This is a genomic window from Pectobacterium hainanensis, assembly GCF_046237015.1.
GTDB lineage: Bacteria > Pseudomonadota > Gammaproteobacteria > Enterobacterales > Enterobacteriaceae > JBJYIN01.
In genome coordinates, this window is sequence record NZ_JBJYIN010000005.1 from 232,230 (window position 1) to 257,125 (window position 24,896).

The following is a 24,896-nucleotide window of genomic DNA, read 5'->3' on the forward strand; positions in this document are numbered from 1 at the left end:
TGCTAAACGTTATGCCAACACTGTTGAAGGCGCTTTGAACGCCAACGGCATTTCAGCGTCGTCTTCAAAGGTCACATATTCCCACGCTTCCTGCTTAGCCAAAACAGCTTGTAACAGCTTATTGTTCAGAGCATGGCCGGATTTAAACGCAGTAAACGCACCAATGATGTTATGACCGCACATAAACAAGTCGCCAATGGCGTCCAACATTTTATGGCGAACAAACTCATCTTCAAAACGTAAACCGTCTTCGTTCAACACCCGGTAATCATCTACGACTATTGCGCAATCGAAACTGCCGCCCAGGCACAACCCACGAGACTGCAAGTATTCAATATCACGCATAAAGCCAAAGGTGCGTGCACGACTAATCTGGCGCACGAACGCATCAGCAGAGAAGTCCAGACGATAACGCTGGGAACCTGCATCAATAGCCGGATGGTTGAAATCGATAGTGAAATCAAGGCTAAAACCGTTAAACGGCGTCAACTCTGCCCATTTGTCACCATCTTCCACACGCACTGGCTGTTTGATACGCACGAATTTTTTAGCACTCTTCAGCTCTTCAATACCCGCATCTAACAACAGGTAAACAAAGGGGCTGGCACTGCCATCCATGATTGGAATTTCCGGTGCATCAACTTCAATGACAATATTGTCAATTCCCAACCCTGCAAGCGCAGCGTTAAGATGCTCCACCGTGGAAATACGCACGTCATGCTCATTAACCAGGCAAGTACAGAGCATGGTATCACGCACGGATTTTGCATCAGCCGGAAAATCAACCGGGGGATTCAAGTCAGTGCGACGATAGATGACCCCGGTATTTGCCGGTGCAGGACGCATAGTCAGGGTGACTTTCTTGCCGGTATGTAAACCGACCCCTGTCGCCTGAACAATACGTTTTAATGTACGTTGTTTGATCATCATTTTATCTCGCATGTTACTGAACCTACCGAACTAGCATACACCAGCTTCGGCGGGACAGTTTAGCACAAAGAGCGGAGATTCCAACGTTATGCGGCAGCTTTAATCTGCCTGCTTACGCAGAAACGCCGGAATATCCAGATAGTCTGGCTCTTTATTGGTTTGCGGATTCTGGTCGTTGACCACTTTCGCAACCGGTTTTTCCTGAGTCAGGGGCGTCATGCCATGCTGCTGGTAACGATGATCCATCACTGGCTGGCTGGCCTGTTTGTTCGTGACCAGCGTAATTTCTGGGCGTTTATCCATGCCGATACCCGTCGCCACCACCGTGACTCGCAGTTCGTCATTCATCTCTGGATCAAGAGACGTCCCGATAACCACAGTGGCATTGTCCGAAGCAAAAGCACGGATGGTGTTACCCACCGTCTCAAACTCATCCAGACGCAGGTCGAAACCGGCCGTAATGTTAACCAGGACACCACGCGCTCCAGACAGATCAATATCTTCCAACAGCGGGCTGGAAATCGCCATTTCAGCAGCTTCTTCTGCACGATCTTCGCCACGCGCCACGCCGGACCCCATCATGGCATAGCCCATTTCAGACATCACAGTACGCACGTCCGCAAAGTCGACGTTCATCAGGCCAGGACGAGTGATCAGTTCAGCAATCCCCTGAACCGCGCCTTTCAGTACGTCATTCGCCGCGCCAAACGCATCCAGAAGAGAAATGCCACGCCCTAAAACTTTCAATAGCTTATCGTTTGGAATCGTGATCAAAGAATCGACATGCTTGGATAGCTCGGCGATACCTTGCTCAGCAAACGCCATGCGTTTCTTGCCTTCAAAGTTGAAGGGTTTGGTAACAACGGCAACGGTCAGAATACCCAGGTCTTTAGCCACTTCCGCCACGACTGGCGCAGCCCCTGTTCCCGTGCCGCCGCCCATACCGGCAGCGATAAACACCATGTCTGCCCCTTCGAGCGCAGCACGCAATGCTTCACGATCTTCTTCTGCGGAATTCCGACCTACTTCAGGATTAGCGCCTGCTCCCAAACCTTTGGTGATGCCGCTACCAATCTGAATCGTTTGTCCTACCGCCGTTTTACGCAATGCCTGCGCATCCGTATTGACTGCGAAAAACTCAACGCCTTCAATACGTTCACGCACCATGTGCTCGACGGCGTTGCCACCGCCGCCACCGACGCCGATGACTTTAATCACCGCGTCATTCGTTAATTCCATTGGTTCAAACATAGTTTCTCTCCGTTTTGTGCCTGTAACTGCGAGATCATAAACTGTGCCAGGTGATCTCTTTGATAAAATTAAAATTCTTTCCTCAACCAGCTATTGATTCGTTTGAACCAGTTGCTTACCGAGGCGCGTTTTTCGACTTCGTGCTCACTGCCAAGGTGAGACTCTTTGCCGTAATGCAGTAACCCTACCGCTGTAGAATAGTAGGGCTCCTGCGCGTAATCTGTCAGACCTGTTATATTGAGTGGCTGTCCAATACGCACCTGTGTATGGAACACACGCTGTGCGCAAGCCGCCAATCCGTCAATCTGTGCCGCGCCTCCCGTCAGGACAATACCTGCGGCGAGGTGATGCTTCACACCTTGTTGACGTAACTGCTCCTGCAATTGTAAAAGTTCATCGTTTACCAAATTCAACAGTTCGGTATAACGGGGTTCAATCACTTCAGCCAACGTTTGCCGTTGTAAGCTACGCGGTGGACGTCCCCCGACACTGGGAACCTCGACGTTTTCATCTTTGCCAACAATGGCCCCCAAAGCACAGCCATGCCGCACCTTAATGGCTTCAGCGTCAGTTGGCGGAGTACCAAACGCATAAGCGATATCACTGGTCACGACGTTGCCAGCATAAGGAATCACTTTGGTATGTCGCAAAGCCCCGCCGGTATAAACGGCGATATCCATGGTTCCACCGCCAATATCTACCACGCAGACGCCCAATTCGCGCTCATCTTCCGTCAACACGGCATAGCTGGACGCTAACCCGGCAAAAATAAGCTGATCGACTTTCAAACCACAGCGTTCTACCGCTTTGACAATATTCTTCGCCATATCGTTATGGCAGGTGATCAGGTGGACTTTCGCCTGCATCCGCACACCCGATAACCCCACAGGGTTTTTAATCCCTTCCTGATAATCGATGGCATATTCCTGCGGAATCACATGAAGCACTCGATGTTCGTCACGGACACGCACGGACTTGGCGGTATGCACGACACTTTCTACGTCTTCCTGCGTGACCTCTTCCTCAGAAATAGGCACCATCCCTATTTCATTCTGGCAACTGATGTGTTTGCCCGATAGTGCCAGATAGACAGAAGAAATCTGACAATCGGCCATTAATTCAGCCTGATCTATGGCACGTTGTACACATTTGACGACAGACTCAAGATCGTTAACACCGCCCTTATCCATACCACGGGACGGGCAACTGCCTACGCCAATAATATTGACCATGCCATCGGGCAGAACCTCCCCCACCAGCGCAGCCACTTTTGCTGTACCGATCTCCAGCCCTACTACCAGTTTTCTGTCCGTCGACTTGATCATTGTTGTTTAGCCTGTGCCTGTTTCTGATTACTGTTCTGTTGCCGATCAATGTCTTGTTTCTGACCAACGTTTTGCTCATCAAACAAGGCCGGAGCCCAACCCACAGCGGCTCCCGAGTCATAACGCAGATCAACATAGCTAATACGCTTATTCTCGCCCTGCGCCTGTCGTTGCAACAACGGATAAAGCTCAATAAAACGGGCTAATCGCCGCTCACGATCGTCTCGTCCCAATTCAAGGCGAATATCATCATCCAACCCCAACTGCCACGAATGACGCGCACTCATCGCCACCATTTTTAGCGAAAACTTTCTTGCAGATAGCACCTGGTTCATTGCCCGATACCCTTCCAGCACGTCAGTTTCCCCTCCTTCAGGGCCGTACAGTAATGGCATTTTGCGATTTCCGACCCGCTCGGCTGGAACGCTGAAAGCATTTCCTTCAGCATCGACCATCAATAGGTCATTCCAACGCGCAACCGGAACATATTCAACCAGATGAATCTTTAATTCATCCGGCCACTGTTTACGTACACTGGCCTGTTTGATCCAAGGCAGCCGTTCGATTTGCTGCTGGATAACGTTTACATCCTGCGTCATAAACGTCCCCGGTGCGCCCAATGCTAAAATCGCCTGACGAATATCGTCATTGGTGGTGTATTGTCGATCGCCGGTTACAACCATACGAGACAGCGGTAAACGACTGGCATCCTTCATCCACTCGACAACCATCCAGCCCCCCCAGACGATCGTTCCCACCACCATCAGCAGGAACAACATTCCAGCTAACTGCCCACCATTGCTGCGACGCGTTCCCTTAGACTCCGGCTCCCTACCGCGTGTATTCAGCGCTGCCTGCGACATATCAGCCAGCCAACTCCAATACCCTTGCCACCAATTGCGAGAAACTCAAACCATGCTGGCGAGCCGCCATCGGCACCAGACTATGATTGGTCATCCCCGGAGAGGTATTCACCTCCAGCAGATAGAATGCGCCATCGCTATCCATCATCAGGTCAACGCGCCCCCAACCTCTGCAATCGAGCGCCCGATACGCCGCCATTGATAAGCTCGCCAATTCCTGTTCTTTCTCAGCCGACAAACCGCTTGGACAAAAATATTGGGTGTCATCCGACAGGTATTTAGCTTCATAGTCATAAAATGTACCGGCTGCCTGAATACGGATAGCAGGCAGTACCTCATCACCCAGAATCGCGACGGTATATTCTGGACCGCTCAACCATTTCTCTACCAGCACATCATCGTCATGGCGAAATGCTTCAGTCATCGCCGCATGCAGGTCACCAGCCTGATTCACCTTGCTCATGCCGACGCTGGAACCTTCACGACTCGGTTTCACGATCAAAGGCAGTCCCAGATGCGCTAACTTAGCCAACAGCTCACCTTCGCTAATCGCAGCAAATTGCTGACGATTCAATGCGATATACGGTGAAACGGGTAAACCAGATGCAGCCCACACCAGCTTGGTACGCAGTTTATCCATGGTCAACGCGGAAGCCATCACACCGCTTCCGGTATAGGGCAACTGCAAAAATTCCAACACACCCTGTAATGTGCCATCTTCACCACCACGACCATGCAAGGCAATAAACGCTTTGGTGAAACCCTCATCCTTTAAATGCGTTACCGGGAAATCACGCGTATCGACAGCGTGAGCATTAATCCCTGCTTCTTTCAGTCCATCCAGCACCGCTTGGCCTGAAAGTAACGACACTTCACGTTCGGCAGAGGTTCCACCAAGCAATACAGCAACCTTCTCAGTCATGATGTTTCTCACTCACTTATCTGTGGCTGCAACCGGGAGTCAGCCAGTTTGCGTGCCAATTTGCCAATATTGCCAGCGCCTTGAACCAATATCAGATCGTTACCCCGCACCGCCTGTGACAACAATTCAGGCAGGGTATCCACGTCAGTCACCAAAATGGGATCTATCTTACCCCGACCTCGTATCGTCCGGCACAACGACCGGCTATCCGCGCCAGGGATCGGCGACTCGCCTGCGGGATAAACATCCAGCATCAACAACACATCGACTTGCGATAACACGTGCGCAAAATCGTCATACAAATCGCGAGTTCGTGTATAGCGGTGCGGCTGAAAAATCATCACCAGACGCTTATCCGGCCAGCCAGCTCTTGCCGCTTTAATTGTCGCATCAACTTCCGTTGGATGATGACCATAATCATCGACCAACATGGCGCTACCGCTTTGTCCATTTACCGTTTCAAGCGCATATTCACCCAGAAAATCAAATCGACGTCCCGTACCCTGAAAGCGTTCCAGTGCGCGAAGAATAGCCTCGTCATCAATGCCTTCGTCCGTCGCAACCGCGACCGCCGCCGCCGCATTCAATGCATTGTGACGGCCAGGGGCATTCAATGTGACTTCCAATACCGGCCTATCCAAACGCTCCAGCGTGAAGTGCCCCTGAGCGCCGATCTGTTGATAGCCAGAAACACGAATATCCGCATCATCACTAAATCCATAAGTCGTGATATGACGTCCCACCCGAGGCAGGAGTTCCCGAATCACTGGGTCATCAATGCACATCACGGCCTGACCATAAAACGGCAAATTATGGAGAAAGTTGATGAACGTTTGCTTCAGATTTTCAAAATCGCCCTGATAGGTATCCATGTGGTCAGCTTCAATATTTGTCACTATCGCGACCATCGGTTGCAAATGCAGGAAAGACGCATCGCTTTCATCCGCTTCCGCGATCAGATAGCGACTCGATCCTAATCGAGCATGCGTCCCAGCCGCTTTAACCAAGCCACCGTTTACAAACGTTGGATCCAACCCAGCCTCAGCATAAATGCTGGTGACCATTGCCGTTGTCGTCGTCTTCCCGTGCGTACCGGCAATCGCAATACCGTGGCGAAAACGCATTAATTCCGCCAGCATTTCAGCCCGACGAATCACCGGGATGCGGGCATCATGCGCAGCAATAATTTCTGGGTTATCCGCAGAAATTGCCGTGGAAACCACCACCACGCTGGCATTCAGGACATTCTCGGCACGATGGTGGAAATAGATATGGGCCCCCAGTTCAGACAACTGCTGCGTTACCGCATTAGGTGCTAAATCAGAACCGCTGATTTCATAACCTTCATTGGCCAACACTTCGGCGATCCCACCCATGCCGGCACCACCGATGCCAACAAAGTGAATGTGCCGGACGCGGTGCATCTCGGGCACGATTGAACGTAGTTTCGCCAGTTGTTGAGTATTCACTTTTTTCTATCGCTACCTTGTTTCAGTCCGGGCAATGCGATCACCCGATAATTCCGAATAAATGAACCACTACCCGTGAACAACACGGGTAGTTCGATTACTTGCTGCTGCACTCACTTCCGCCGCCACACGCTCGGTGGCATCCGGAATCGCAACGGATCGAGCCTGTTGTGCCATTGTCATCAATGTCGCACGATCCCACCCCGCCAACGTGGTGCTCACTGCATCAACGTTAAACTGCGGTTGTTCAATAATTTTTGCTGCACCCACTTTTTCCAGCGGTAAAGCGTTCCAGTATTGCTGCCTGTCTTTGTGCTGAAATGGCACAAAGAGTGCCGGTAATCCCGCGGCTGCAATTTCACTGACGGTTAACGCGCCAGAGCGGCATACCACGACATCGGCCCAAGCGTAAGCGGCAGCCATATCATCAATAAATTCCGTAATGTTGTGCTGCGATTGCCCAGCCTGTTGGTAAGCCCGTTCAACCTCCGGCTGAGCGCCTTTCCCCACCTGATGCCAAATCGTGACGCTGTCGCCCAATTTGGCTGCGACACCAGGCAACGTCTGGTTAAGCACCCTCGCCCCCTGGCTTCCTCCAACGACCAATACGCGAACCGGGCCAATTCGGCCAGCCAAACGTTGTTCGGGAGATGGCAATGCCAGCACATCGGTTCTCACCGGGTTTCCTACGACATCCGCATTCGGAAATGCACCAGGAAAGGCCTGTAATACTTTTTTAGCAATGCGTGACAGCCAACGGTTAGTCAGCCCGGCAATACCATTCTGCTCATGCAACACAACCGGGATACCACACAGCCATGCCGCCAAACCACCGGGACCGGAAACATATCCCCCCATCCCTAACACAACGTCAGGCTGGTACTCACGCATAATGGCCTTAGCCTGACGAACAGCACGGAAAATGCGTAACGGTGCGCTCAACTGCGCCCAAAGCCCTTTTCCTCGCAGACCGGAAATACGGATAAAATCGATCTCAATACCATGTTGAGGAACCAGATCCGCCTCCATACGATCCGCCGTTCCCAGCCAGCGTACCTGCCAGCCCTGCGCCATCAGATGATGTGCAACCGCCAGCCCAGGGAAAACATGCCCCCCAGTACCGCCAGCCATCACCATCAAACGCTTGCCTACGCCACTCATCGGGCACTCCTCGTAAACGCCTGCGCTTTTGTCAGCCGCGTTTCAAAATCAATACGTAACAATAAAACGATGGCCGTCGACATAATCAGCAGGCTGGAACCACCATAACTGATTAACGGCAATGTCAGCCCTTTTGTAGGCAACATACCGGCCGCCGCGCCGACATTGACCAATGTTTGAAAACTGAACCAGATACCAATAGAGCAGGCCAAGAACCCAGAGAAACGCTGATCAATTTCCAAAGCCCGACGCCCAATGGACATCGCACGAAAAGCGACGAAGAATATCATTAACAGCGCTAAAACCACACCGATATAGCCGAGCTCCTCTCCTAAAATGGAGAATATGAAGTCGGTGTGCGCTTCAGGTAGATACTCCAGCTTCTGCACCGAGTTTCCCAATCCTTGTCCCCACAGTTCACCGCGCCCAAACGCCATCAAAGACTGGGTCAATTGGTAACCGCTCCCGAAGGCGTCATCCCACGGGTTCAAAAAGGATGTCACACGCCGCATACGATAAGGCTCAGCCACAATCAATAGGCCGACGGCAAAAATCCCGCTGCCGATAATAGCCAAAAACTGCCACAACTTCGCGCCAGCTAAAAACAGCATTGCCAACGTGGTAACAAACAGAACAACCACCGTACCCAGATCGGGTTGCGCCAATAACAGCACCGCTAACACCACCATGACGCCCATCGGTTTACAGAAACCCCAGAAGTTGTTACGAACCTCTTCGACCTTGCGCACCATATAACTGGAGATGTAGCAAAACAGCGCCAATTTGGATAATTCTGCAGGTTGAATACGCAATGGCCCCAGAGAAATCCAGCGTGATGCACCGTTTACCGAACTGCCAACCGCAAGAACAATCAACAGCATGACCAATGATGCTAACAACAGCACAGGGCTGTAACGCTGCCAAATTTCCATTGGGACACGCAGCGTTATCAGCGATAACGCAAACGCCAACCCCAGATACAATGCATCACGTTTGGCGAATAAAAAGGGATCGCTGGCAAGACGCTGTCCGACAGGCATTGATGCTGATGTCACCATGACAAACCCCGTTACGGCTAGCCCCAGCGTCAGCCATACCAGCGTGCGGTCATAAAGAACGATGCTCAGCTTGTCGCTTTCACGCGTTCCCATAACCCAGCTTTTTAGACGCTCGATCAATGCCAGCCCGAAAAACCGCATCAGCCTAGTTCCTCCGCCAGTTTTGCAAACTCATCACCCCGATGTTCGAAACTGCGAAATTGATCGAGGCTGGCACAGGCGGGCGACAACAGCACAAGGTCGCCCGGTTTCACGCGCACAGCAATCAACCTCATCGATTGCTCCATCGTATCGGTTTGTTCAGCAATATCAGGACGCAATTCCGCTAATTGCGCGCCATCGCGACCAAAGCAATACAAGCAAATATTATCGCACTGGAAATAACGCAGCAGCGGCGAAAAATCAGCAGACTTACCGTCACCACCCAAGAGAAGATGTAATGTTCCTTTGACCTGTAGGCCACTAAGTGCGGCCTCCGTACTGCCAACATTGGTTGCCTTGGAGTCATTTATCCAACGCACACCATTGCGCTCCCACACGAGTTGAAAACGGTGAGGCAACCCGGTAAATGTCGTCAACGCCGTCAAAGCTGGCGTCCGGGGAATACCAACCGCATCCGCCAACGCCAGAGCTGCCAAGGCGTTAGTATAGTTATGCAGCCCCACCAGTTTGATCTCACTGGTATTCAAGATGCGTTCACCTTTGACACGCAACCAGGTTTCACCCTGTTGATGGTTCAAATGATAATCACCGACATCTACGCCAAAACTCCGACAGCGAGCATCTGCGCCTCGTACGGGCATGGTCAGCGCATCATCCGCATTCACTACGCACACATTCGCATTTTCATAAATACGCAACTTCGCCGCTCGATACTGCTGTAACCCCAAAGGATAGCGATTGGTATGATCTTCCGTAACATTCAAGATCGTCGCGGCAGCAGCCTGTAGGCTATAGGTTGTCTCTAACTGAAAGCTCGATAATTCAAGCACATAAAGCTGACATTCTTGCCGCAATAATTCCAATGCAGGTAAACCGATATTACCGCCGACACCGATCTGCCACCCAGCGGCACGCGCCATTTCTCCGACCAGCGTTGTCACCGTACTCTTACCATTAGAACCAGTAATCGCCACAATCGGTACCTGAGCCTCACGACAAAACAGTTCGATATCACCAACAATCTCAATACCGGCATCTGCCGCTTCATTCAGAATGGGGGTTGCCAATGCAATGCCTGGGCTCGCCACAATCAGATCGGCGTTCATCAGCCAGTCTTCATTTAGCCCACCAAGATGACGCTCCACCTCCGACGGCAACTTATCCAGACCGGGTGGACTGATACGGGTATCCACCACGCGTGGCGTAACGCCGCGTGCGAGGAAAAAATCAACACAGGAGAGCCCAGTCAGCCCTAACCCGATAATGACCACTTTTTTACCCTGATAGTCCACCATCTTTTACCGTACCTTCAGTGTTGCGAGGCCAATAAGCACCAGCATCAACGAAATAATCCAGAAACGCACAATCACACGCGGTTCCGGCCACCCTTTAAGCTCATAGTGATGATGAATAGGCGCCATGCGAAAAATTCGCTGGCCACGCAGTTTAAAGGACCCTACCTGCAAAATGACCGACAGCGTTTCGACAACGAATACGCCACCCATGATTACCAGTAAAAACTCCTGACGTAACAGGACGGCAATAATGCCTAACGCTCCGCCTAGTGCCAGAGAACCGACATCCCCCATAAAGACCTGTGCCGGATACGTGTTAAACCACAGAAAGCCCAGCCCGGCCCCCACGATCGCGGTGCACACAATGACTAATTCACTGGCATGGCGGATATACGGAATATGTAGGTAACCCGCAAAATTCATGTTCCCAGTCGCCCAGGCAACCAAGGCAAACCCCGCAGCAACAAAAACCGTTGGCATAATAGCCAGGCCATCCAAACCATCGGTCAGATTCACGGCATTACTGGTACCGACAATGACAAAATAAGCCAATGCGATATAAAGCAACCCCAGTTGCGGCATCACGTCCTTGAAAAACGGCACCACAAGCTGTGTGGCTGGCGTATCTTTACCGATCGAATACATGACAAAGGCAACGATCAGCGCGATTACCGACTGCCAGAAATATTTCCAGCGAGCGATCAGTCCTTTCGTGTCTTTACGCACAACTTTGCGATAGTCATCAACAAAACCGACCGCGCCATACCCCATCAGGACGAACAGCACACACCAAACATAGGGGTTCCCAAGATTGGCCCACATCAATACCGAAATAACGATGGAGGCCAGAATCATCACGCCACCCATCGTCGGTGTACCGCGTTTGCTAAAATGCGACTCCGGCCCCTCATTACGAACAACCTGACCAATTTGCAAACGCTGTAGCCAAGCGATTAGATGAGGCCCCATCCAGAGGGAAATAACCAATGCGGTCAGCAGGCTGACAATGGCGCGGAACGTCAAATAGGAAAAGACGTTAAAGCCGGTATAAAGTTTGGCCAAATGCTCGGCCAGCCACACTAACATTTTGCATGCTCCTGTAATGCTTGAACTACCTGCTCCATCGCGGAACTGCGGGAGCCTTTTATCAATACACTGATGGTCTGGTGCTCAGCCACCAATCTGTTAAGACGAGCCGTCAACGCAGGTTTGTCCTGAAAATGTTCACCATCACCGCTAGCCCGGCTAATCAATTCACTCAATGTCCCTACGCTTAACACTTTATCGACCCCAGCGACACGTATCGCTTCACCGACCTGGCGATGACATTCGGCGGCATCATTACCCAACTCACCCATATCACCGACCACCATCACTCGGTAACCGGGCATATCAGAAAGTACCTGGGCCGCCGCCGTCATCGATCCAACATTCGCGTTGTAGCTGTCATCCAGCACCAATTTGCCGTCCGCCAGAATAATCGGGAACAAACGACCAGGCACCGCCTCAAGCTGCGCCAGACCATGACTCACAGCCTCAAGTGTCGCGCCAACAGACATCGCCAAGGCAGTGGCGGCCAGCGCATTCGCCACGTTGTGACGTCCCGGTAATGGCAACGTAACAACGGTTTGTCCAAACGGGGTATGTAAGTTGAATCGCGTCCCCTGAGGTAGCGACTCAACATCGCTGGCAAAAAAATCGACATCACAAGCGGCCTGAGGCGAAAAACGCCACACCGTTTTATGATTCAGCGCGGTTTGCCAATGCGGAAAATCATGGCTATCGGTATTAATAATCGCCACGCCATCAGCAGGAAGGCCGGAAAAAATTTCGCCTTTTGCCTGCGCCACACCCGCCAGAGAACCAAATCCTTCCAGATGTGCGGCCGCAAGGTTATTAACCAATGCACTCTCCGGACGCACCAGATCGACGGTATAAGCAATCTCACCAATATGGTTCGCACCTAATTCAATGACTGCAAATTGATGCGCTGACGTCAGACGCAGCAATGTCAACGGCACGCCAATATCATTATTGAAGTTACCGGCGGTATAGAGCACATTTCCACATTGCCGCAAAATAGCCGCCGTCATTTCCTTAACGGATGTCTTACCGGAAGAGCCGGTTAATGCCACGACGCGAGCCGCCGACTGTTCTCTGACCCAAGCCCCAAGTTTTCCTAAGGCCAAACGCGTGTCCTTCACCAATAACTGGGGAACCTCTACTTGTAAGCGCTTACTGACCAGCAGAGCCGACGCACCGTTTTTCACTGCGTCTAACGCATAATCGTGGGCATCAAACTTCTCGCCTTTTAACGCAACAAACAGGCAACCATGAGACAATTTACGGGTATCCGTCGACACATCGTCAATATCAATGCTCTCACCTATCAATTGAGCACTGAGTACAGAAGTAAGTTGCTGTAGGGACACTCGAATCATACGATCACCCCCAGCAAACGAGCGACGGTGATGCGGTCCGAATAATCCAGACGACGATTGCCGATCAGTTGGTAGTCTTCATGCCCTTTGCCCGCGACCAGCACCACATCATTTTCTTTTGCCTGCATGATGGCACTGGTTACCGCTTCAGCACGGCCGGAAATTACCTGAGCACGACCGGCATCCAGTAATCCGGTTAAAATATCCGCCACAATAGCCTGAGGTTCTTCGCTACGCGGATTGTCGTCGGTGACAATCACACGATCGGCTAATTGTTCAGCGATGCCACCCATAAGTGGGCGCTTACCTTTATCACGATCCCCACCGCAGCCAAATACACACCACAGTTGTCCCTGACAATGCAGGCGTGCAGCCTCAAGCGCCTTTTCCAAGGCATCCGGCGTATGTGCATAATCGACAACAACCGTCGGTTTACCTTCAGCATGGAACACTTCCATCCGACCACACACTGGCTGCAAATGTGAACCAGCGACCATTAATTGGCTGAGCGGGTAGCCAAGCGAGAGCAAGGTCGCCAGCGCCAACAGCATGTTACTGACATTGAACACTCCCATTAACTTGCTCTGAATTTCACCGGGTCCCCAGCTTGAATCAAAGCGGATAGTCGCGCCGTTATCGTGATAATCGACTGATGTTGCTTTTAGCCAGCGTCCGCGGCAGCCTGGAACAAGGTTACTTTCCATTGTCACCGCAACGGCATCAGGCAGTTTGCTCAGCCAGCGGCGTCCAACTTCGTCATCCGCATTGATAATGGCCTGCCCCACATGATGCTCAGAGAACAACGACCATTTAGCCGCTTCATAGCTTTCCATATCACCATGGTAATCAAGGTGATCTCGGCTTAAGTTAGTGAAAACCGCGGCAGCAAACGGTAAAGCGGCCACCCGATGCTGGACCAAACCATGAGAAGACACTTCCATCGCCGTAACGGTGGCACCTTGATCAACGAGTTGACTGAGTACCTGCTGCACGTCCACGGCCGACCCAGTGGTATTTGCTGTTGGCACCACACGTCCCAACAAACCGTTCCCCACCGTGCCCATGACGGCGCTGGTTGCACCCAGAGCCTGGCTCCACTGCGCCAACAGTTGTGTCGTCGTGGTCTTGCCGTTCGTCCCCGTTACCCCGATCAGTTGCAACTGCTCCGCAGGTTGCCGATAGAAACGACCAGCCAGCGCGGAAAGACGTTGACTAAGATTGCTCAGATAAACGACTGGCACACCATGCATTTCACGAATGGTGCCATCGCTGGCTTCGCCTTCAGCTTCAGCAACAACTGCTGCCACACCTTGCGCGATTGCCTGAGGGATATAACGCCGCCCATCTGCCTGATGGCCAACAACCGCCACAAACAGATCCCCGGCAGCCGCAACGCGGCTGTCTAATATCATTTCCCGCAGCACACACGCCGGAGTGTCTTGCACCCACGGCGCTAATAAATCGCGCAAATTACGATCTGCCACCTGAACCCTCTTCTCTGTTAATTACGAACTCATTTTTGTCATCGGAGGGCAACGCATCAGGTTCTACGTTCATCGTACGTAAAACCCCTCCCATGATGGCACCAAATATCGGGGCCGAAACTGCGCCACCGTAATATTTCCCTGCCTGTGGGTCATTGATAACAACAACCAAGGCAAACCTTGGATTACTGGCAGGTGCGACACCTGCGGTATAGGCAATGTATTTGTTGATATACTTGCCGTCAGGCCCTACCTTTTTGGCCGTCCCCGTTTTTATGGCAATCCGATAACCTTTTATCGCGGCTTTCGTGCCGCCCCCGCCTGGCAACGCGACGCTTTCCATCATATGGACGACGGTGCGAACCAGCGCTTCAGGAAAAACCCGCTCGCCAGCCACAGGGGGATCAACTCGGGTAATCGACAGCGGGCGATAAACGCCAAAGCTGCCTATGGTGGCGTAGACTCGCGCTAACTGTAACGGTGTTACCATTAGCCCATAGCCGAAAGAAAAAGTGGCCCTCTCTATGTCAGACCACCGTTGTTTTTGAGGATATAAGCCACTGCTTTCTCCGACCAACCCCAAATTGGTCGCTTTTCCCAATCCAAAACGAGAGTAAGTATCAACTAACGCAGAGGACGGCATCGCCAACGCCAGCTTTGATACACCGACGTTACTCGATTTCTGTAAAACCCCGGTAAGGGTCAGTTCGCTATAACGTGCAACGTCTTTGATCTCATGGCCATTGACGTAATACGGTAGTGTATTTAGCACGCTATTTTCTTTTATGACGTTACGCTGCAACGCGGTCATGACGACCATCGGCTTGACAGTAGAACCCGGCTCGAAAATGTCGGTAATGGCACGATTACGCATCACGTCTTTAGGCGTATCTGCCAGATTATTGGGATTGTAAGACGGGCTATTCGCCATCGCCAACACTTCACCCGTATTCACATCAACCAGTACTGCGGTACCCGATTCCGCTTTGTTAAACGCCACCGCGTTATTTAACTCACGATAAACCAGTGCCTGTAGGCGTTCATCAATACTCAACGCCAGATTATGGGCAGCCTGGCTGTCTACCGATGAAATATCCTCTATCACTCGCCCAAAACGATCCTTACGGACCGTTCTTTCACCCGGTTTTCCGGTAAGCCAGCGATCAAAACTTTTTTCCACACCTTCGATACCTTCGCCATCAATATTGGTAAAACCAATAAGATGAGAAGTAACCTGTCCGGAAGGATAATAACGGCGAGATTCCTGCCGCAGGTTAATGCCGGGTAGTTTGAGTTTGTGAATATATTCGCCGATAGCGGGGTTTACCTGACGGGCAAGATAAATAAAACGTCCTTTAGGATTGGCATTAATCTTGGCGGCCATTTGATCAAGAGGAATTTCCAGCGCATCGGAAAGCGCTTTCCACCGCGTATCCAGCGTGATACCGCCCTGCTCATTCAAGACTTTCGGATCGGCCCACACGGCATTAACCGGCACGCTCACAGCCAGAGGTCTCCCGGCACGATCGCTAATCATACCGCGTGATGTCGGCACTTCCTGTACACGTAAAGAACGCATATCGCCTTCACGCACCAGTTGTTCAGGATTAATCACCTGAAGATAAGCAGCGCGCACCATCAACCCCACCATCGCCAGCAGGATACAGCTACAAAGCAACGCAAAACGCCAGCTGACAAAGCTGGCTTGATCTTCTGGGCGTTTTAACTTTCCTGTACGGGCTGCTTTCATGCTTTATTGGGCGCCTATTCGTTCATTGCTTAACCACAATATTTTCTTGTGACGGATCAACGTGCCCCATCCGCAGTTTTTCCGTCGCGATCCGCTCTACGCGGCTATGATCCCCTAACGAATTTTCTTCCAGAATCAGGTTGCGCCACTCGATATCCAGCGCGTCTCGTTCCAGCAACAATTGTTCACGTTCCGCCGTCAACAAGCGCGTTTTGTGCGCTGTCGTCACCACAAATACGGCCGAGACGAGAACGGCAACCATCAGCAAAATGGGCAACTTGGCATGGCGAAGTAAATCCTCACCGATGACCCCCACCAGCCCATGGCGTTCATTACCTATCATGCCGGTAATTTCTCCGCGAACCGTAAAACAGAACTGCGCGCACGAGGGTTTTCTGCAACTTCCTGCTCAGAAGGCATCATTTTCCCCACGGCTTTTAACGTTTGCCCCCCCTGACTACGCAGTTGCGCTTCGGTCAACGGCATTCCAGGCGGAACTTGCGGACCACGGCTTTGATGACGAATAAAGCGCTTAACAAGCCGGTCCTCCAGAGAGTGGAAACTAATGACAGATAAACGGCCAAATGGTGCCAGAACGCTCAATGCCCCATTCAAAGCCTGTTCAATTTCTTCCAACTCACTGTTGATATAAATCCTGATAGCCTGAAAACTCCGCGTTGCCGGATGTTTATGTTTTTCACGAATCGGGCTAGCGGCAGCAATCAATTCAGCTAACGTTTTTGTCCGCGTCATCGGCTCTGTACGATTACGCTCAACAATGGCGCGAGCAATACGTTTGGCAAAACGCTCCTCACCAAACGTTTTTAATACCCAGGCAATATCATCGGCCTCTGCACCCATAAGCCATTCCGCCGCCGACATCCCACGAGTGGGGTCCATCCGCATATCCAGAGGCCCATCACGCATAAATGAGAAACCACGCTCTGGATCGTCAAGCTGCGGAGAGGAAACGCCCAGATCCAGTAACACACCATCAATACGCCCTGTCAGATCGCGATCTGCAATGTATTCAGCAAGTGCGGAAAAAGGGCCATGAATAATAGAAAAACGCGGATCGTTGATCGCGTTAGCCGCTTCAATAGCCTGAGGATCACGATCAATCGCCAGCAGACGCCCTTCCGGCCCAAGCTGGGAAAGAATCAGGCGAGAATGACCACCGCGGCCAAACGTCCCGTCTATATAGATCCCGTTGCTGCGAATATTCAGACCGTTAACAGCCTCATCAAGCAGTACGGTGGTATGTTTATAATTATCCGGCATGTCTATAGTGATAAGTCCTGCAATCGATCAGACAACGGTTCCTGAGCCGACTGTTCAGCGTCTATATCTTCCTTGACTTGTTGATACCAGGTCTGTTCATCCCACAATTCAAACTTGTTGAATTGCCCAACCAGCATCACTTCTTTTTTCAGACCAGCGTGCTGTCGTAGCGTGTTTGCTAGCAACAAACGCCCGGCACTATCCATCTGGCACTCACTCGCGTGCCCGAGCAACAAACGCTGAACGCGCCGTTCGGCCGGGTTCATGCTCGACAAACGAGAAAGCTTCTGTTCAATAATTTCCCATTCAGGCAAAGGGTAAAGCAGCAGGCACGGCTGATGGAGATCAATGGTGCAAACCATTTGACCCTGCGATTCCTCATTCAGCGTATCCCGGTAACGGGTTGGTACGGCAAGCCGCCCCTTGCTGTCGAGGTTAACCAGCGTAGCCCCTCGAAACATGCCTGAATTACCCCTTCATCACCTTTTTCACCACTTTACCCCACAAATTCCCACATTGAAGAGTGTACGGAGGGTATTAAAACCTTGTCAAGCCAGAGCGGGCGTGCTTTGGAATTATTTCTGCATGATATTGAGTTGTCATAAAGGCAAAAAGAATAACGGCAGAGAATTAATAAAGATTAACGTCATGAAAATTTAAGAGAAATTGGTTGAGCAAATCAAATTGCGCGAGGATATAGCCACCATTCTTCGCTGGCTGATTATTTTTCTTGTCACAGGATGATACCAAATATAAATGTTTCCAGAATAGTCTTAGACCGCCTAACGCCTTGCGTCACAAGGCTTTCACTTAGCACGGACAATTATACCGCGGTTGCCAGTACTTGCTCAACGTCACATTTCTGACATTGGTATCGTCGATTCTTTATTAATCAGCCAATTTGCTTTAATTTACATTTTTAATCGCAGGAATCGGACAACAAAAAAGAAAAATCTATTTTGATGAACACAGAATAAATAGTTCACACTCTCTCCATTCTTCTATCCCCCAAAAAGATCGTCGAACATAATGATCATTTCCTTGCAGGTAATTCCTTCCTTTCTTTAATGCTATTTACGTCAAATTCACTTCAACACTGCCACAACACAACCAATTGAAAAATAATATTTTTCATAAAAATCAGCGTAATAAATACGCCAAAAAATAACAAACCAAACATAAAGTAGCGAAAAAAATGACGATAGGATTAAAAATAAATATTTATAGCTACTTATTTAATCATTATGCAGTGATGTAAACTACTCAAAGATAACAATGCAAAACAATATTCCTTTATAGATAACATAACTGATACTTATCTTATGCCCTTAAGAATTCGAGTTGCAGTATGACGGGTACAGGCTTCAATTCGGAGTGAACAAGTATGTTTTCCCCAACATCAAGATTACGTAGTGCAACAGCAGATACCTTTGCGTTAGTGGTGTACTGCTTTATCACGGGTATGGCGATCGAGATCGTTCTGTCGGGTATGAGTTTTGATCAATCGCTGTCTTCACGGCTCTTGTCTATCCCTGTCAACATATTGATTGCCTGGCCTTATGGACTCTACCGCGATCGAATCCTCCGCTTCGCCAGACATCACGGTTCAGATCACTTTATCGTGCGTAATCTGGCCGACTTGTTCGCCTATGTCAGTTTTCAGTCTCCAGTCTATGTTGCTATCCTGCTGACGATCGGTGCCGATTCGTCGCAAATTCTGACAGCAGTGACCAGCAATGCCGTGATCTCTATGGTTATGGGCATCTTGTACGGCTATTTTCTGGAATATTGTCGCCGGCTTTTTCGGGTGGCGGTTTCTGGATAAAAATGCCATACACAGAAAAGGTATGGCGAAGTAAAAATACGATGCTTAGTATCGGCTGAGGGAACCCCGGCGATAGAGATTACGCCGGATACGATTTAATCCCGGCTTGGGTTTTTTCGGTTCATCCAGACTCGCCAACACCAATTCCAACACCCGCTCGGCGACTTCACGATGACGCTGAGCAACGGAAAGCACCGGGCATTCCAGATAATCCAGTAATTCATTATCGCCAAACGTTGCTATAGCCAGATTATTTGGCAAACGACCGCTTTGCTTCAGCGTCACATCCATCACGCCTTGCAACAACGGGAAAGAGGTGGTGAAAAGCGCCTTCGGCATCGGATGGTCTTTAAGATAATCAGCAAATACTGTCGCCGCAGCCACTCGTTCATAGCTGTTAGCATAAAGATAATCAACTGTACGCGGATCATCAGCCCAGGCCTGACGAAACCCTTGTTCACGAAGGAAACTAACAGAAAGTTCCGGTAACGCGCCAAGATACAACACTGACTCTGCCGGGATTTTCCTTAATTCCTGAGCCAACATCTCGGCATCTTCCAGATCGGCACCCACCACGCTGGTGAAATGCTCGCGGTCCAACGCCCGATCCAATGCAATAATAGGCAAACTGTCGTTCGCCCAACGTTGATAAAAGGGATGCTCCGGTGGCAATGCGGTGGAGACAATAATGGCATCAACCTGACGTTGCAGCAGATGCTCGACACAACGCATTTCGTTATCAGGTTGATCTTCCGAACAGGCAATCAACAGTTGATAACCACGTTGTCGGGCCTGACGCTCCAGATAATTGGCAATTCGCGTATAGCTGGTATTTTCCAGATCCGGAATAACAAGACCAATAGAACGCGTACGTCCGGCCCGTAACCCGGCGGCGACGGCATTAGGATGATAATTGTACTTTCTCACCACGGCCATGACTTTCTCAACGGTCTTATCGCTGACGCGATATTGTTTAGCTTTCCCGTTAATCACATAGCTGGCGGTAGTGCGTGAAACGCCCGCAAGACGTGCGATTTCATCCAGTTTCACGTTAACCCCTTAGTAAGCCGGATAAATAAAATAGCGATGACCATAGGTTCATCATGGATATGGCGTAGATCTAACAGCAGAAGTTGCTGTACGGCAACCGCTTTTATCACATATAAGGCATCGCCGTAAAAAATGAAGAGGCCCGATAACAGTATTATCGAGCCTCTGAAAAGAAAAAGCAGTGAAAATACGTTTAACGCATGATCTTATCACCGCGAGCGACACCGACAATTCCCGAACGTGCCACTTCCACGATTTCTGCTACTTCACGTACGGCATTCAAAAAAGCATCCAACTTATCACTGGTACCAGCCAATTGGACGGTGTACAACGAAGACGTCACATCAACGATTTGCCCGCGAAAAATATCAGCGCAGCGTTTGACCTCTTCACGTGCATATCCTGTGGCCTGTAATTTAACGAGCATGATTTCCCGTTCAACATGGGACCCTTGAATCAATTCACTCACCCGCAGTACATCTACCAACTTATGAAGTTGTTTCTCGATTTGCTCGAGCACTTTTTCGTCACCAACGGTCTGAATCGTCATACGCGATAGTGTTGGATCGTCGGTCGGTGCAACCGTTAGACTTTCAATATTGTAACCACGCTGTGAGAACAGACCAATAACGCGTGACAATGCACCTGATTCATTTTCCAGCAATACTGATAAAATCCGACGCATTATCAGGTCCTCTCCGTTTTGCTAAGCCACATTTCATCCATCGCACCACCACGGATTTGCATAGGGTATACATGCTCACTACTGTCAATCGTAACATCGACAAACACCAGTCGGTTTTTCTGCGCCAGCGCCTGAGCCAACTTACCTTCCAGTTCATCCGGAGTGGTAATGGAAATGCCAATATGACCGTAAGCTTCCGCTAGTTTCACGAAGTCCGGTAATGATTCCATATAGGAACTTGAGTGACGACCAGAATAAATCATGTCCTGCCACTGTTTGACCATACCAAGAAAACGGTTGTTCAGATTGACGACCACAATCGGCAAATCATACTGCAACGCAGTAGACAGCTCCTGAATGTTCATCTGGATGCTACCGTCACCCGTCACGCAGATAACCGTTTCTTCCGGCAACGCAAGCTTGATCCCTAATGCCGCAGGCAAGCCGAAACCCATCGTACCTAACCCACCAGAGTTCACCCAGCGGCGCGGTAAATCAAAGGGGTAGTAGAGTGCAGCAAACATCTGGTGTTGCCCGACATCGGAAGCGATATAAGCCTTGCCTGATGTTAAGCGATGCAGTGTTTCAATCACTGCCTGAGGCTTGATGCTGTCACCTTCCGAACTGTATTTCAGGCAATGACGGCCACGCCATTGCTCAATGTTCTGCCACCAATCACGCAACGCATCGAACTGCTGCGAGGCTTCATCCTGTGCCAGCAATTCAAGCATGAGGCTTAGCACTTGCTTGGCATCCCCCACGATGGGAATATCCGCATCGACCGTTTTTGATATGGATGCGGGATCGATATCAATATGCAGCACCGTCGCATTCGGGCAATATTTCGCCAAATTATTCGTTGTGCGATCGTCGAAGCGCACACCGACAGCAAAAATCACATCAGAATGATGCATCGCCATGTTGGCTTCGTAAGTGCCGTGCATACCTAACATACCAAGACACTGGCGGTGCGTGCCGGGGAAACCCCCCAGCCCCATCAATGAACATGTCACGGGCAGATTCAGCTTTTCAGCAAAGGCTAGCAGTTCCTCATGACAACCTGAATTGATCACGCCACCGCCGCTGTAGATCACCGGCTTTTCAGCCGCCAATAACGTTTGCAACGCACGTCTGATCTGCCCTTTATGTCCCTGAACCGTTGGGTTATAGGAACGCATACTGACATGGTCAGGATAAACGTAAGGCAGTTTGTTAGCCGGATTCATCACATCTTTCGGCAAATCCACCACTACCGGGCCAGGACGCCCGCTGGATGCCAGATAAAAGGCTTTTTTCAGAACCGTAGGGACATCTTCAGCATGTTTAACCAAAAAACTGTGCTTCACGATAGGACGAGAAATCCCCACCATGTCGCATTCCTGAAAGGCATCATAACCAATCAGCGATGTCGCCACCTGCCCTGACAATACCACCAGAGGGATTGAATCCATGTAAGCGGTCGCAATACCGGTGATGGCGTTAGTTGCACCAGGTCCGGACGTGACTAGCACCACGCCAACCTCGCCCGTAGCACGCGCATAGCCGTCGGCCATATGCACAGCACCTTGTTCATGGCGAACTAAAATATGTTCAATACCACCAACCGTATGCAAAGCATCATAAATATCCAGCACCGCGCCACCGGGATAGCCGAACACATGTTTTACGCCCTGATCGATCAACGATCGGACCACCATCTCGGCGCCTGACAACATCTCCATGGGTTTGCCTCTTTTGTTCAGAAAACGGATTCGCTTCTGTATGCCCCTTGAAATCAGTCTGGTACAGACTACGTCTGATTGCATAACATTTTTAATTAAATGGGGCTTTAAATATAACCAATTACAATAACGCTAGATTCCGGTGCAAGCAAACAGCAACGCTTCGCCGCAGAAAGGGAAAAACAAGGAAATGAATCGCAGAAAGAAGAATAATTGAGATAAAACGCTAATGGGTGGTCTTAAGGCCTGAAAATTTTGTCGCAAAGACAGCAAATAGCAGAGTGAAATCTTAATAGCAAAACATCACATATTAAAGTGCGGAGCGACGTTTTACGCTCCGCACTTTAACGTCACACGATGAATACTCAGGACTCCGCATACATCGCATCAATTTCCAACTGGTAACGCTGATTAATCACCTTGCGGCGCAGTTTCAGCGTTGGTGTAAGCTCGCCCTCTTCCATCGAAAATGGGACAGGCAACAACGTGAACCTTTTTACTTGTTCAACACGAGAAAGCTCTTTTTGCATCTCACGCAGACGTTGCTCGAACAATTCAATGATATGGCTGTGTCTCAGTAATTCCAGCCGATCCTGATACTTCAGATTAATGGAACGGGCATACTCTTCCACCGCTTCAAAACATGGAACAATCAAGGCGGAAACGTACTTACGCGTATCCGCAATGATCGCAACCTGATCGATAAAACGATCCTGCCCCAGCGTGCCTTCCAGATATTGAGGCGCAATGTATTTACCGCCTGACGTCTTCATGAGGTCTTTCAGACGCTCAGTAATGAACAGATTGCCTTCCGTATCAAGTTCACCAGCATCACCCGTTTTAAGCCAGCCATCATCAGTGAACACCTCGGCGGTCTCCTGAGGACGGTGGAAATAACCACGCATCACCGTCGCGCCACGCACCTGAATCTCATTATCCGCGCCGATACGAACCTCTATTTCCGGCAAAGGCGTACCGATCGACCCTAACCGGTAATGCTGCTCTTCCCAGCAGGAAACCGTCGCACAGGTTTCTGTCATCCCATAGCCGTATACAATACGAATCCCCATGGATAGAAAGAACTGGATAATGTTGTCATCCAACCGTGCGCCCGCGGCAGGCATGAAACGTATCTGCCCGCCTAACGTTTGACGTAATTTGCCAAGCACAAGGCGATCGGCATAACGATGTTTTATGCCTGCCAATATGCCGAGGCGTTTTCCCGAACGTTGTTTCTGACTAACGGCTTGCCCTTGGGAAAGAGCCCAGTGGAACAGGTGTCGACGAAACCAGGAAGCCTGAGCAACTTTCTCATGCACGGCGCTATACACTTTTTCATAGAAACGAGGGACCGCGCACATCGTTGTCGGCTTAACGGCCTGCATAGCATCCCGCACCCAATTGGTATCACGGAGATACACATTCTGCGCACCGCTATGCATGATGAAAAAGCTCCAGGCGCGTTCGAACACATGCGATAACGGCAGGAAGCATAGTGATCTGTCAGCTTCAGAGACGTTCAAACGTTGCTCGTGCAGCTTAAGCTGCATCGCCATATTCGTATAATCCAGCATCACACCCTTAGGTTCACCCGTGGTGCCAGAGGTATAAATCAGCGTAAACAGATCACTTAATTCACAGCGATCAATACGTTGCTGCCATTCCCCTTGCCAGAACTCTTCCACCGCCTGAGATTCAAATTCATTCAACGAAATGGCAATGTCACAGCCGCGTAAATTCACACCTTCATCCATGACAATAATATTGCGCAGTTGCGGACACGCGTCGCGTAATGTCAGCAACGCGTCAAACTGTGCCTGATTGCCCACAAAAATAGTGCGAATATCCGCATCATTAATAATGAAAGCGGCCTGTGATGCAGTATTAGTGGCATAGATGGGTACGCTGATCGCTCGCAGGTGCAGCAAAGATAAATCAGCCAGTGCCCAGTCAAGTGAGTTATAAGCAAAAATAGCGACTCTTTCCTGCACATCCAGCCCTAATGCCAACAGCGCACTCGCGATTCGCCGAATGCGCCATCCAGCCTGTGCCCAGGTCAGTTGTTTCTCTTCGGTTGGCGTCCATTCACGCAACGCAATGCGCCCTGAACAATGCGCAATTTGATGTTGTACCCGGCGTACCACATGATAGGGCTGTAAAGGATTATTCATTTGTAAAAACTATCGTTCTGTGAAAAATGGATAGATAAAAACGCCTGAAAAA

General features: G+C 50.3%; 21 protein-coding genes. 1 reads left to right on the plus strand and 20 read right to left on the minus strand.

Features of this window, described 5'->3' with window-relative positions:
* Positions 1–9 precede the first annotated feature (9 nt).
* From lpxC to mraZ, 16 genes are all read right to left on the minus strand, one after another.
* The gene (gene lpxC, locus ACKPVM_RS07240) at positions 10–927 is read right to left on the minus strand and encodes a UDP-3-O-acyl-N-acetylglucosamine deacetylase (RefSeq protein ID WP_409308248.1); all 918 of its coding nucleotides are present in this window, start codon (positions 925–927) and stop codon (positions 10–12) included.
* Between the two features lie 102 nt (positions 928–1,029).
* A complete protein-coding gene (gene ftsZ, locus ACKPVM_RS07245) occupies positions 1,030–2,181 on the minus strand; it encodes a cell division protein FtsZ (RefSeq protein WP_409308170.1) in 1,152 nt (383 codons plus the stop codon).
* A gap of 68 nt (positions 2,182–2,249) precedes the next feature.
* Positions 2,250–3,506 carry a cell division protein FtsA gene (ftsA, locus tag ACKPVM_RS07250; protein ID WP_409308172.1) on the minus strand — a complete coding sequence of 419 codons (1,257 nt, stop codon included), beginning with the start codon at positions 3,504–3,506 and terminating at the stop codon, positions 2,250–2,252.
* Positions 3,503–4,369 (minus strand): cell division protein FtsQ, encoded by an 867-nt coding sequence (gene ftsQ / locus ACKPVM_RS07255; protein ID WP_409308174.1) that lies wholly within the window; start codon positions 4,367–4,369, stop codon positions 3,503–3,505. Before ftsQ ends, ftsA begins: the two co-directional genes overlap by 4 nt.
* A 1-nt stretch (position 4,370) precedes the next feature.
* Positions 4,371–5,291, minus strand: a complete 921-nt coding sequence (locus ACKPVM_RS07260; protein WP_409308175.1) for a D-alanine--D-alanine ligase — start codon at positions 5,289–5,291, stop codon at positions 4,371–4,373.
* Between the two features lie 8 nt (positions 5,292–5,299).
* On the minus strand, positions 5,300–6,760 hold the full coding sequence (gene murC / locus ACKPVM_RS07265; protein WP_409308177.1) for a UDP-N-acetylmuramate--L-alanine ligase: 1,461 nt from the start codon (positions 6,758–6,760) through the stop codon (positions 5,300–5,302).
* 69 nt (positions 6,761–6,829) lie between these two features.
* Entirely contained in the window at positions 6,830–7,921 is a 1,092-nt protein-coding gene (gene murG / locus ACKPVM_RS07270; protein WP_409308178.1) for an undecaprenyldiphospho-muramoylpentapeptide beta-N-acetylglucosaminyltransferase, read from the minus strand.
* Positions 7,918–9,120 (minus strand): cell division protein FtsW, encoded by a 1,203-nt coding sequence (gene ftsW, locus ACKPVM_RS07275; protein ID WP_409308180.1) that lies wholly within the window; start codon positions 9,118–9,120, stop codon positions 7,918–7,920. The genes murG and ftsW overlap by 4 nt, the downstream gene beginning before the upstream one ends.
* Positions 9,120–10,436 carry a UDP-N-acetylmuramoyl-L-alanine--D-glutamate ligase gene (gene murD, locus ACKPVM_RS07280; protein ID WP_409308181.1) on the minus strand — a complete coding sequence of 439 codons (1,317 nt, stop codon included), beginning with the start codon at positions 10,434–10,436 and terminating at the stop codon, positions 9,120–9,122. Before murD ends, ftsW begins: the two co-directional genes overlap by 1 nt.
* Before the next feature lie 3 nt (positions 10,437–10,439).
* Positions 10,440–11,522, minus strand: coding sequence for a phospho-N-acetylmuramoyl-pentapeptide-transferase (mraY, locus tag ACKPVM_RS07285; RefSeq protein ID WP_409308183.1), 1,083 nt, complete (start codon positions 11,520–11,522; stop codon positions 10,440–10,442).
* The gene (murF, locus tag ACKPVM_RS07290) at positions 11,516–12,877 is read right to left on the minus strand and encodes a UDP-N-acetylmuramoyl-tripeptide--D-alanyl-D-alanine ligase (RefSeq protein ID WP_409308185.1); all 1,362 of its coding nucleotides are present in this window, start codon (positions 12,875–12,877) and stop codon (positions 11,516–11,518) included. Before murF ends, mraY begins: the two co-directional genes overlap by 7 nt.
* Complete coding sequence (gene murE, locus ACKPVM_RS07295; RefSeq protein ID WP_409308187.1) at positions 12,874–14,361, minus strand: UDP-N-acetylmuramoyl-L-alanyl-D-glutamate--2,6-diaminopimelate ligase; 1,488 nt, start codon at positions 14,359–14,361, stop codon at positions 12,874–12,876. Before murE ends, murF begins: the two co-directional genes overlap by 4 nt.
* On the minus strand, positions 14,348–16,111 hold the full coding sequence (locus ACKPVM_RS07300) for a peptidoglycan glycosyltransferase FtsI (RefSeq protein ID WP_409308188.1): 1,764 nt from the start codon (positions 16,109–16,111) through the stop codon (positions 14,348–14,350). Before ACKPVM_RS07300 ends, murE begins: the two co-directional genes overlap by 14 nt.
* Before the next feature lie 22 nt (positions 16,112–16,133).
* Positions 16,134–16,454 (minus strand): cell division protein FtsL, encoded by a 321-nt coding sequence (gene ftsL, locus ACKPVM_RS07305; RefSeq protein WP_409308190.1) that lies wholly within the window; start codon positions 16,452–16,454, stop codon positions 16,134–16,136.
* On the minus strand, positions 16,451–17,392 hold the full coding sequence (gene rsmH, locus ACKPVM_RS07310) for a 16S rRNA (cytosine(1402)-N(4))-methyltransferase RsmH (protein ID WP_409308192.1): 942 nt from the start codon (positions 17,390–17,392) through the stop codon (positions 16,451–16,453). The genes ftsL and rsmH overlap by 4 nt, the downstream gene beginning before the upstream one ends.
* Before the next feature lie 2 nt (positions 17,393–17,394).
* The gene (mraZ, locus tag ACKPVM_RS07315; protein ID WP_409308194.1) at positions 17,395–17,853 is read right to left on the minus strand and encodes a division/cell wall cluster transcriptional repressor MraZ; all 459 of its coding nucleotides are present in this window, start codon (positions 17,851–17,853) and stop codon (positions 17,395–17,397) included.
* Positions 17,854–18,776: 923 nt separating this feature from the next.
* Here mraZ and ACKPVM_RS07320 point away from each other — a divergent pair.
* A complete protein-coding gene (locus ACKPVM_RS07320) occupies positions 18,777–19,217 on the plus strand; it encodes an L-alanine exporter AlaE (RefSeq protein WP_409308196.1) in 441 nt (146 codons plus the stop codon).
* A 45-nt stretch (positions 19,218–19,262) separates the two neighbouring features.
* Here the strand turns inward: ACKPVM_RS07320 and cra are convergent, their stop codons facing one another.
* From cra to ACKPVM_RS07340, 4 genes are all read right to left on the minus strand, one after another.
* The gene (gene cra, locus ACKPVM_RS07325) at positions 19,263–20,267 is read right to left on the minus strand and encodes a catabolite repressor/activator (protein WP_409308197.1); all 1,005 of its coding nucleotides are present in this window, start codon (positions 20,265–20,267) and stop codon (positions 19,263–19,265) included.
* Between the two features lie 193 nt (positions 20,268–20,460).
* Positions 20,461–20,952, minus strand: a complete 492-nt coding sequence (ilvN, locus tag ACKPVM_RS07330) for an acetolactate synthase small subunit (RefSeq protein WP_409308198.1) — start codon at positions 20,950–20,952, stop codon at positions 20,461–20,463.
* A 2-nt stretch (positions 20,953–20,954) separates the two neighbouring features.
* Entirely contained in the window at positions 20,955–22,673 is a 1,719-nt protein-coding gene (ilvI, locus tag ACKPVM_RS07335) for an acetolactate synthase 3 large subunit (RefSeq protein ID WP_409308200.1), read from the minus strand.
* A 365-nt stretch (positions 22,674–23,038) separates the two neighbouring features.
* Positions 23,039–24,844 (minus strand): AMP-dependent synthetase/ligase, encoded by a 1,806-nt coding sequence (locus tag ACKPVM_RS07340; protein ID WP_409308202.1) that lies wholly within the window; start codon positions 24,842–24,844, stop codon positions 23,039–23,041.
* Between the last annotated feature and the right edge of the window lie 52 nt (positions 24,845–24,896).

Excerpts from the sequence above, each read along its gene's own strand:
- lpxC (WP_409308248.1), bottom strand. The coding sequence starts at position 927 with ATGATCAAACAACGTACATTAAAACGTATTGTTCAGGCGACAGGGGTC.
- ftsZ (WP_409308170.1), bottom strand. The coding sequence starts at position 2,181 with ATGTTTGAACCAATGGAATTAACGAATGACGCGGTGATTAAAGTCATC.
- ftsA (WP_409308172.1), bottom strand. The coding sequence starts at position 3,506 with ATGATCAAGTCGACGGACAGAAAACTGGTAGTAGGGCTGGAGATCGGT.
- ftsQ (WP_409308174.1), bottom strand. The coding sequence starts at position 4,369 with ATGTCGCAGGCAGCGCTGAATACACGCGGTAGGGAGCCGGAGTCTAAG.
- ACKPVM_RS07260 (WP_409308175.1), bottom strand. The coding sequence starts at position 5,291 with ATGACTGAGAAGGTTGCTGTATTGCTTGGTGGAACCTCTGCCGAACGT.
- murG (WP_409308178.1), bottom strand. The coding sequence starts at position 7,921 with ATGAGTGGCGTAGGCAAGCGTTTGATGGTGATGGCTGGCGGTACTGGG.
- ftsW (WP_409308180.1), bottom strand. The coding sequence starts at position 9,120 with ATGCGGTTTTTCGGGCTGGCATTGATCGAGCGTCTAAAAAGCTGGGTT.
- murD (WP_409308181.1), bottom strand. The coding sequence starts at position 10,436 with ATGGTGGACTATCAGGGTAAAAAAGTGGTCATTATCGGGTTAGGGCTG.
- mraY (WP_409308183.1), bottom strand. The coding sequence starts at position 11,522 with ATGTTAGTGTGGCTGGCCGAGCATTTGGCCAAACTTTATACCGGCTTT.
- murF (WP_409308185.1), bottom strand. The coding sequence starts at position 12,877 with ATGATTCGAGTGTCCCTACAGCAACTTACTTCTGTACTCAGTGCTCAA.
- ACKPVM_RS07300 (WP_409308188.1), bottom strand. The coding sequence starts at position 16,111 with ATGAAAGCAGCCCGTACAGGAAAGTTAAAACGCCCAGAAGATCAAGCC.
- ftsL (WP_409308190.1), bottom strand. The coding sequence starts at position 16,454 with ATGATAGGTAATGAACGCCATGGGCTGGTGGGGGTCATCGGTGAGGAT.
- rsmH (WP_409308192.1), bottom strand. The coding sequence starts at position 17,392 with ATGCCGGATAATTATAAACATACCACCGTACTGCTTGATGAGGCTGTT.
- mraZ (WP_409308194.1), bottom strand. The coding sequence starts at position 17,853 with ATGTTTCGAGGGGCTACGCTGGTTAACCTCGACAGCAAGGGGCGGCTT.
- ACKPVM_RS07320 (WP_409308196.1), top strand. The coding sequence starts at position 18,777 with ATGTTTTCCCCAACATCAAGATTACGTAGTGCAACAGCAGATACCTTT.
- ilvN (WP_409308198.1), bottom strand. The coding sequence starts at position 20,952 with ATGCGTCGGATTTTATCAGTATTGCTGGAAAATGAATCAGGTGCATTG.
- ilvI (WP_409308200.1), bottom strand. The coding sequence starts at position 22,673 with ATGGAGATGTTGTCAGGCGCCGAGATGGTGGTCCGATCGTTGATCGAT.
- ACKPVM_RS07340 (WP_409308202.1), bottom strand. The coding sequence starts at position 24,844 with ATGAATAATCCTTTACAGCCCTATCATGTGGTACGCCGGGTACAACAT.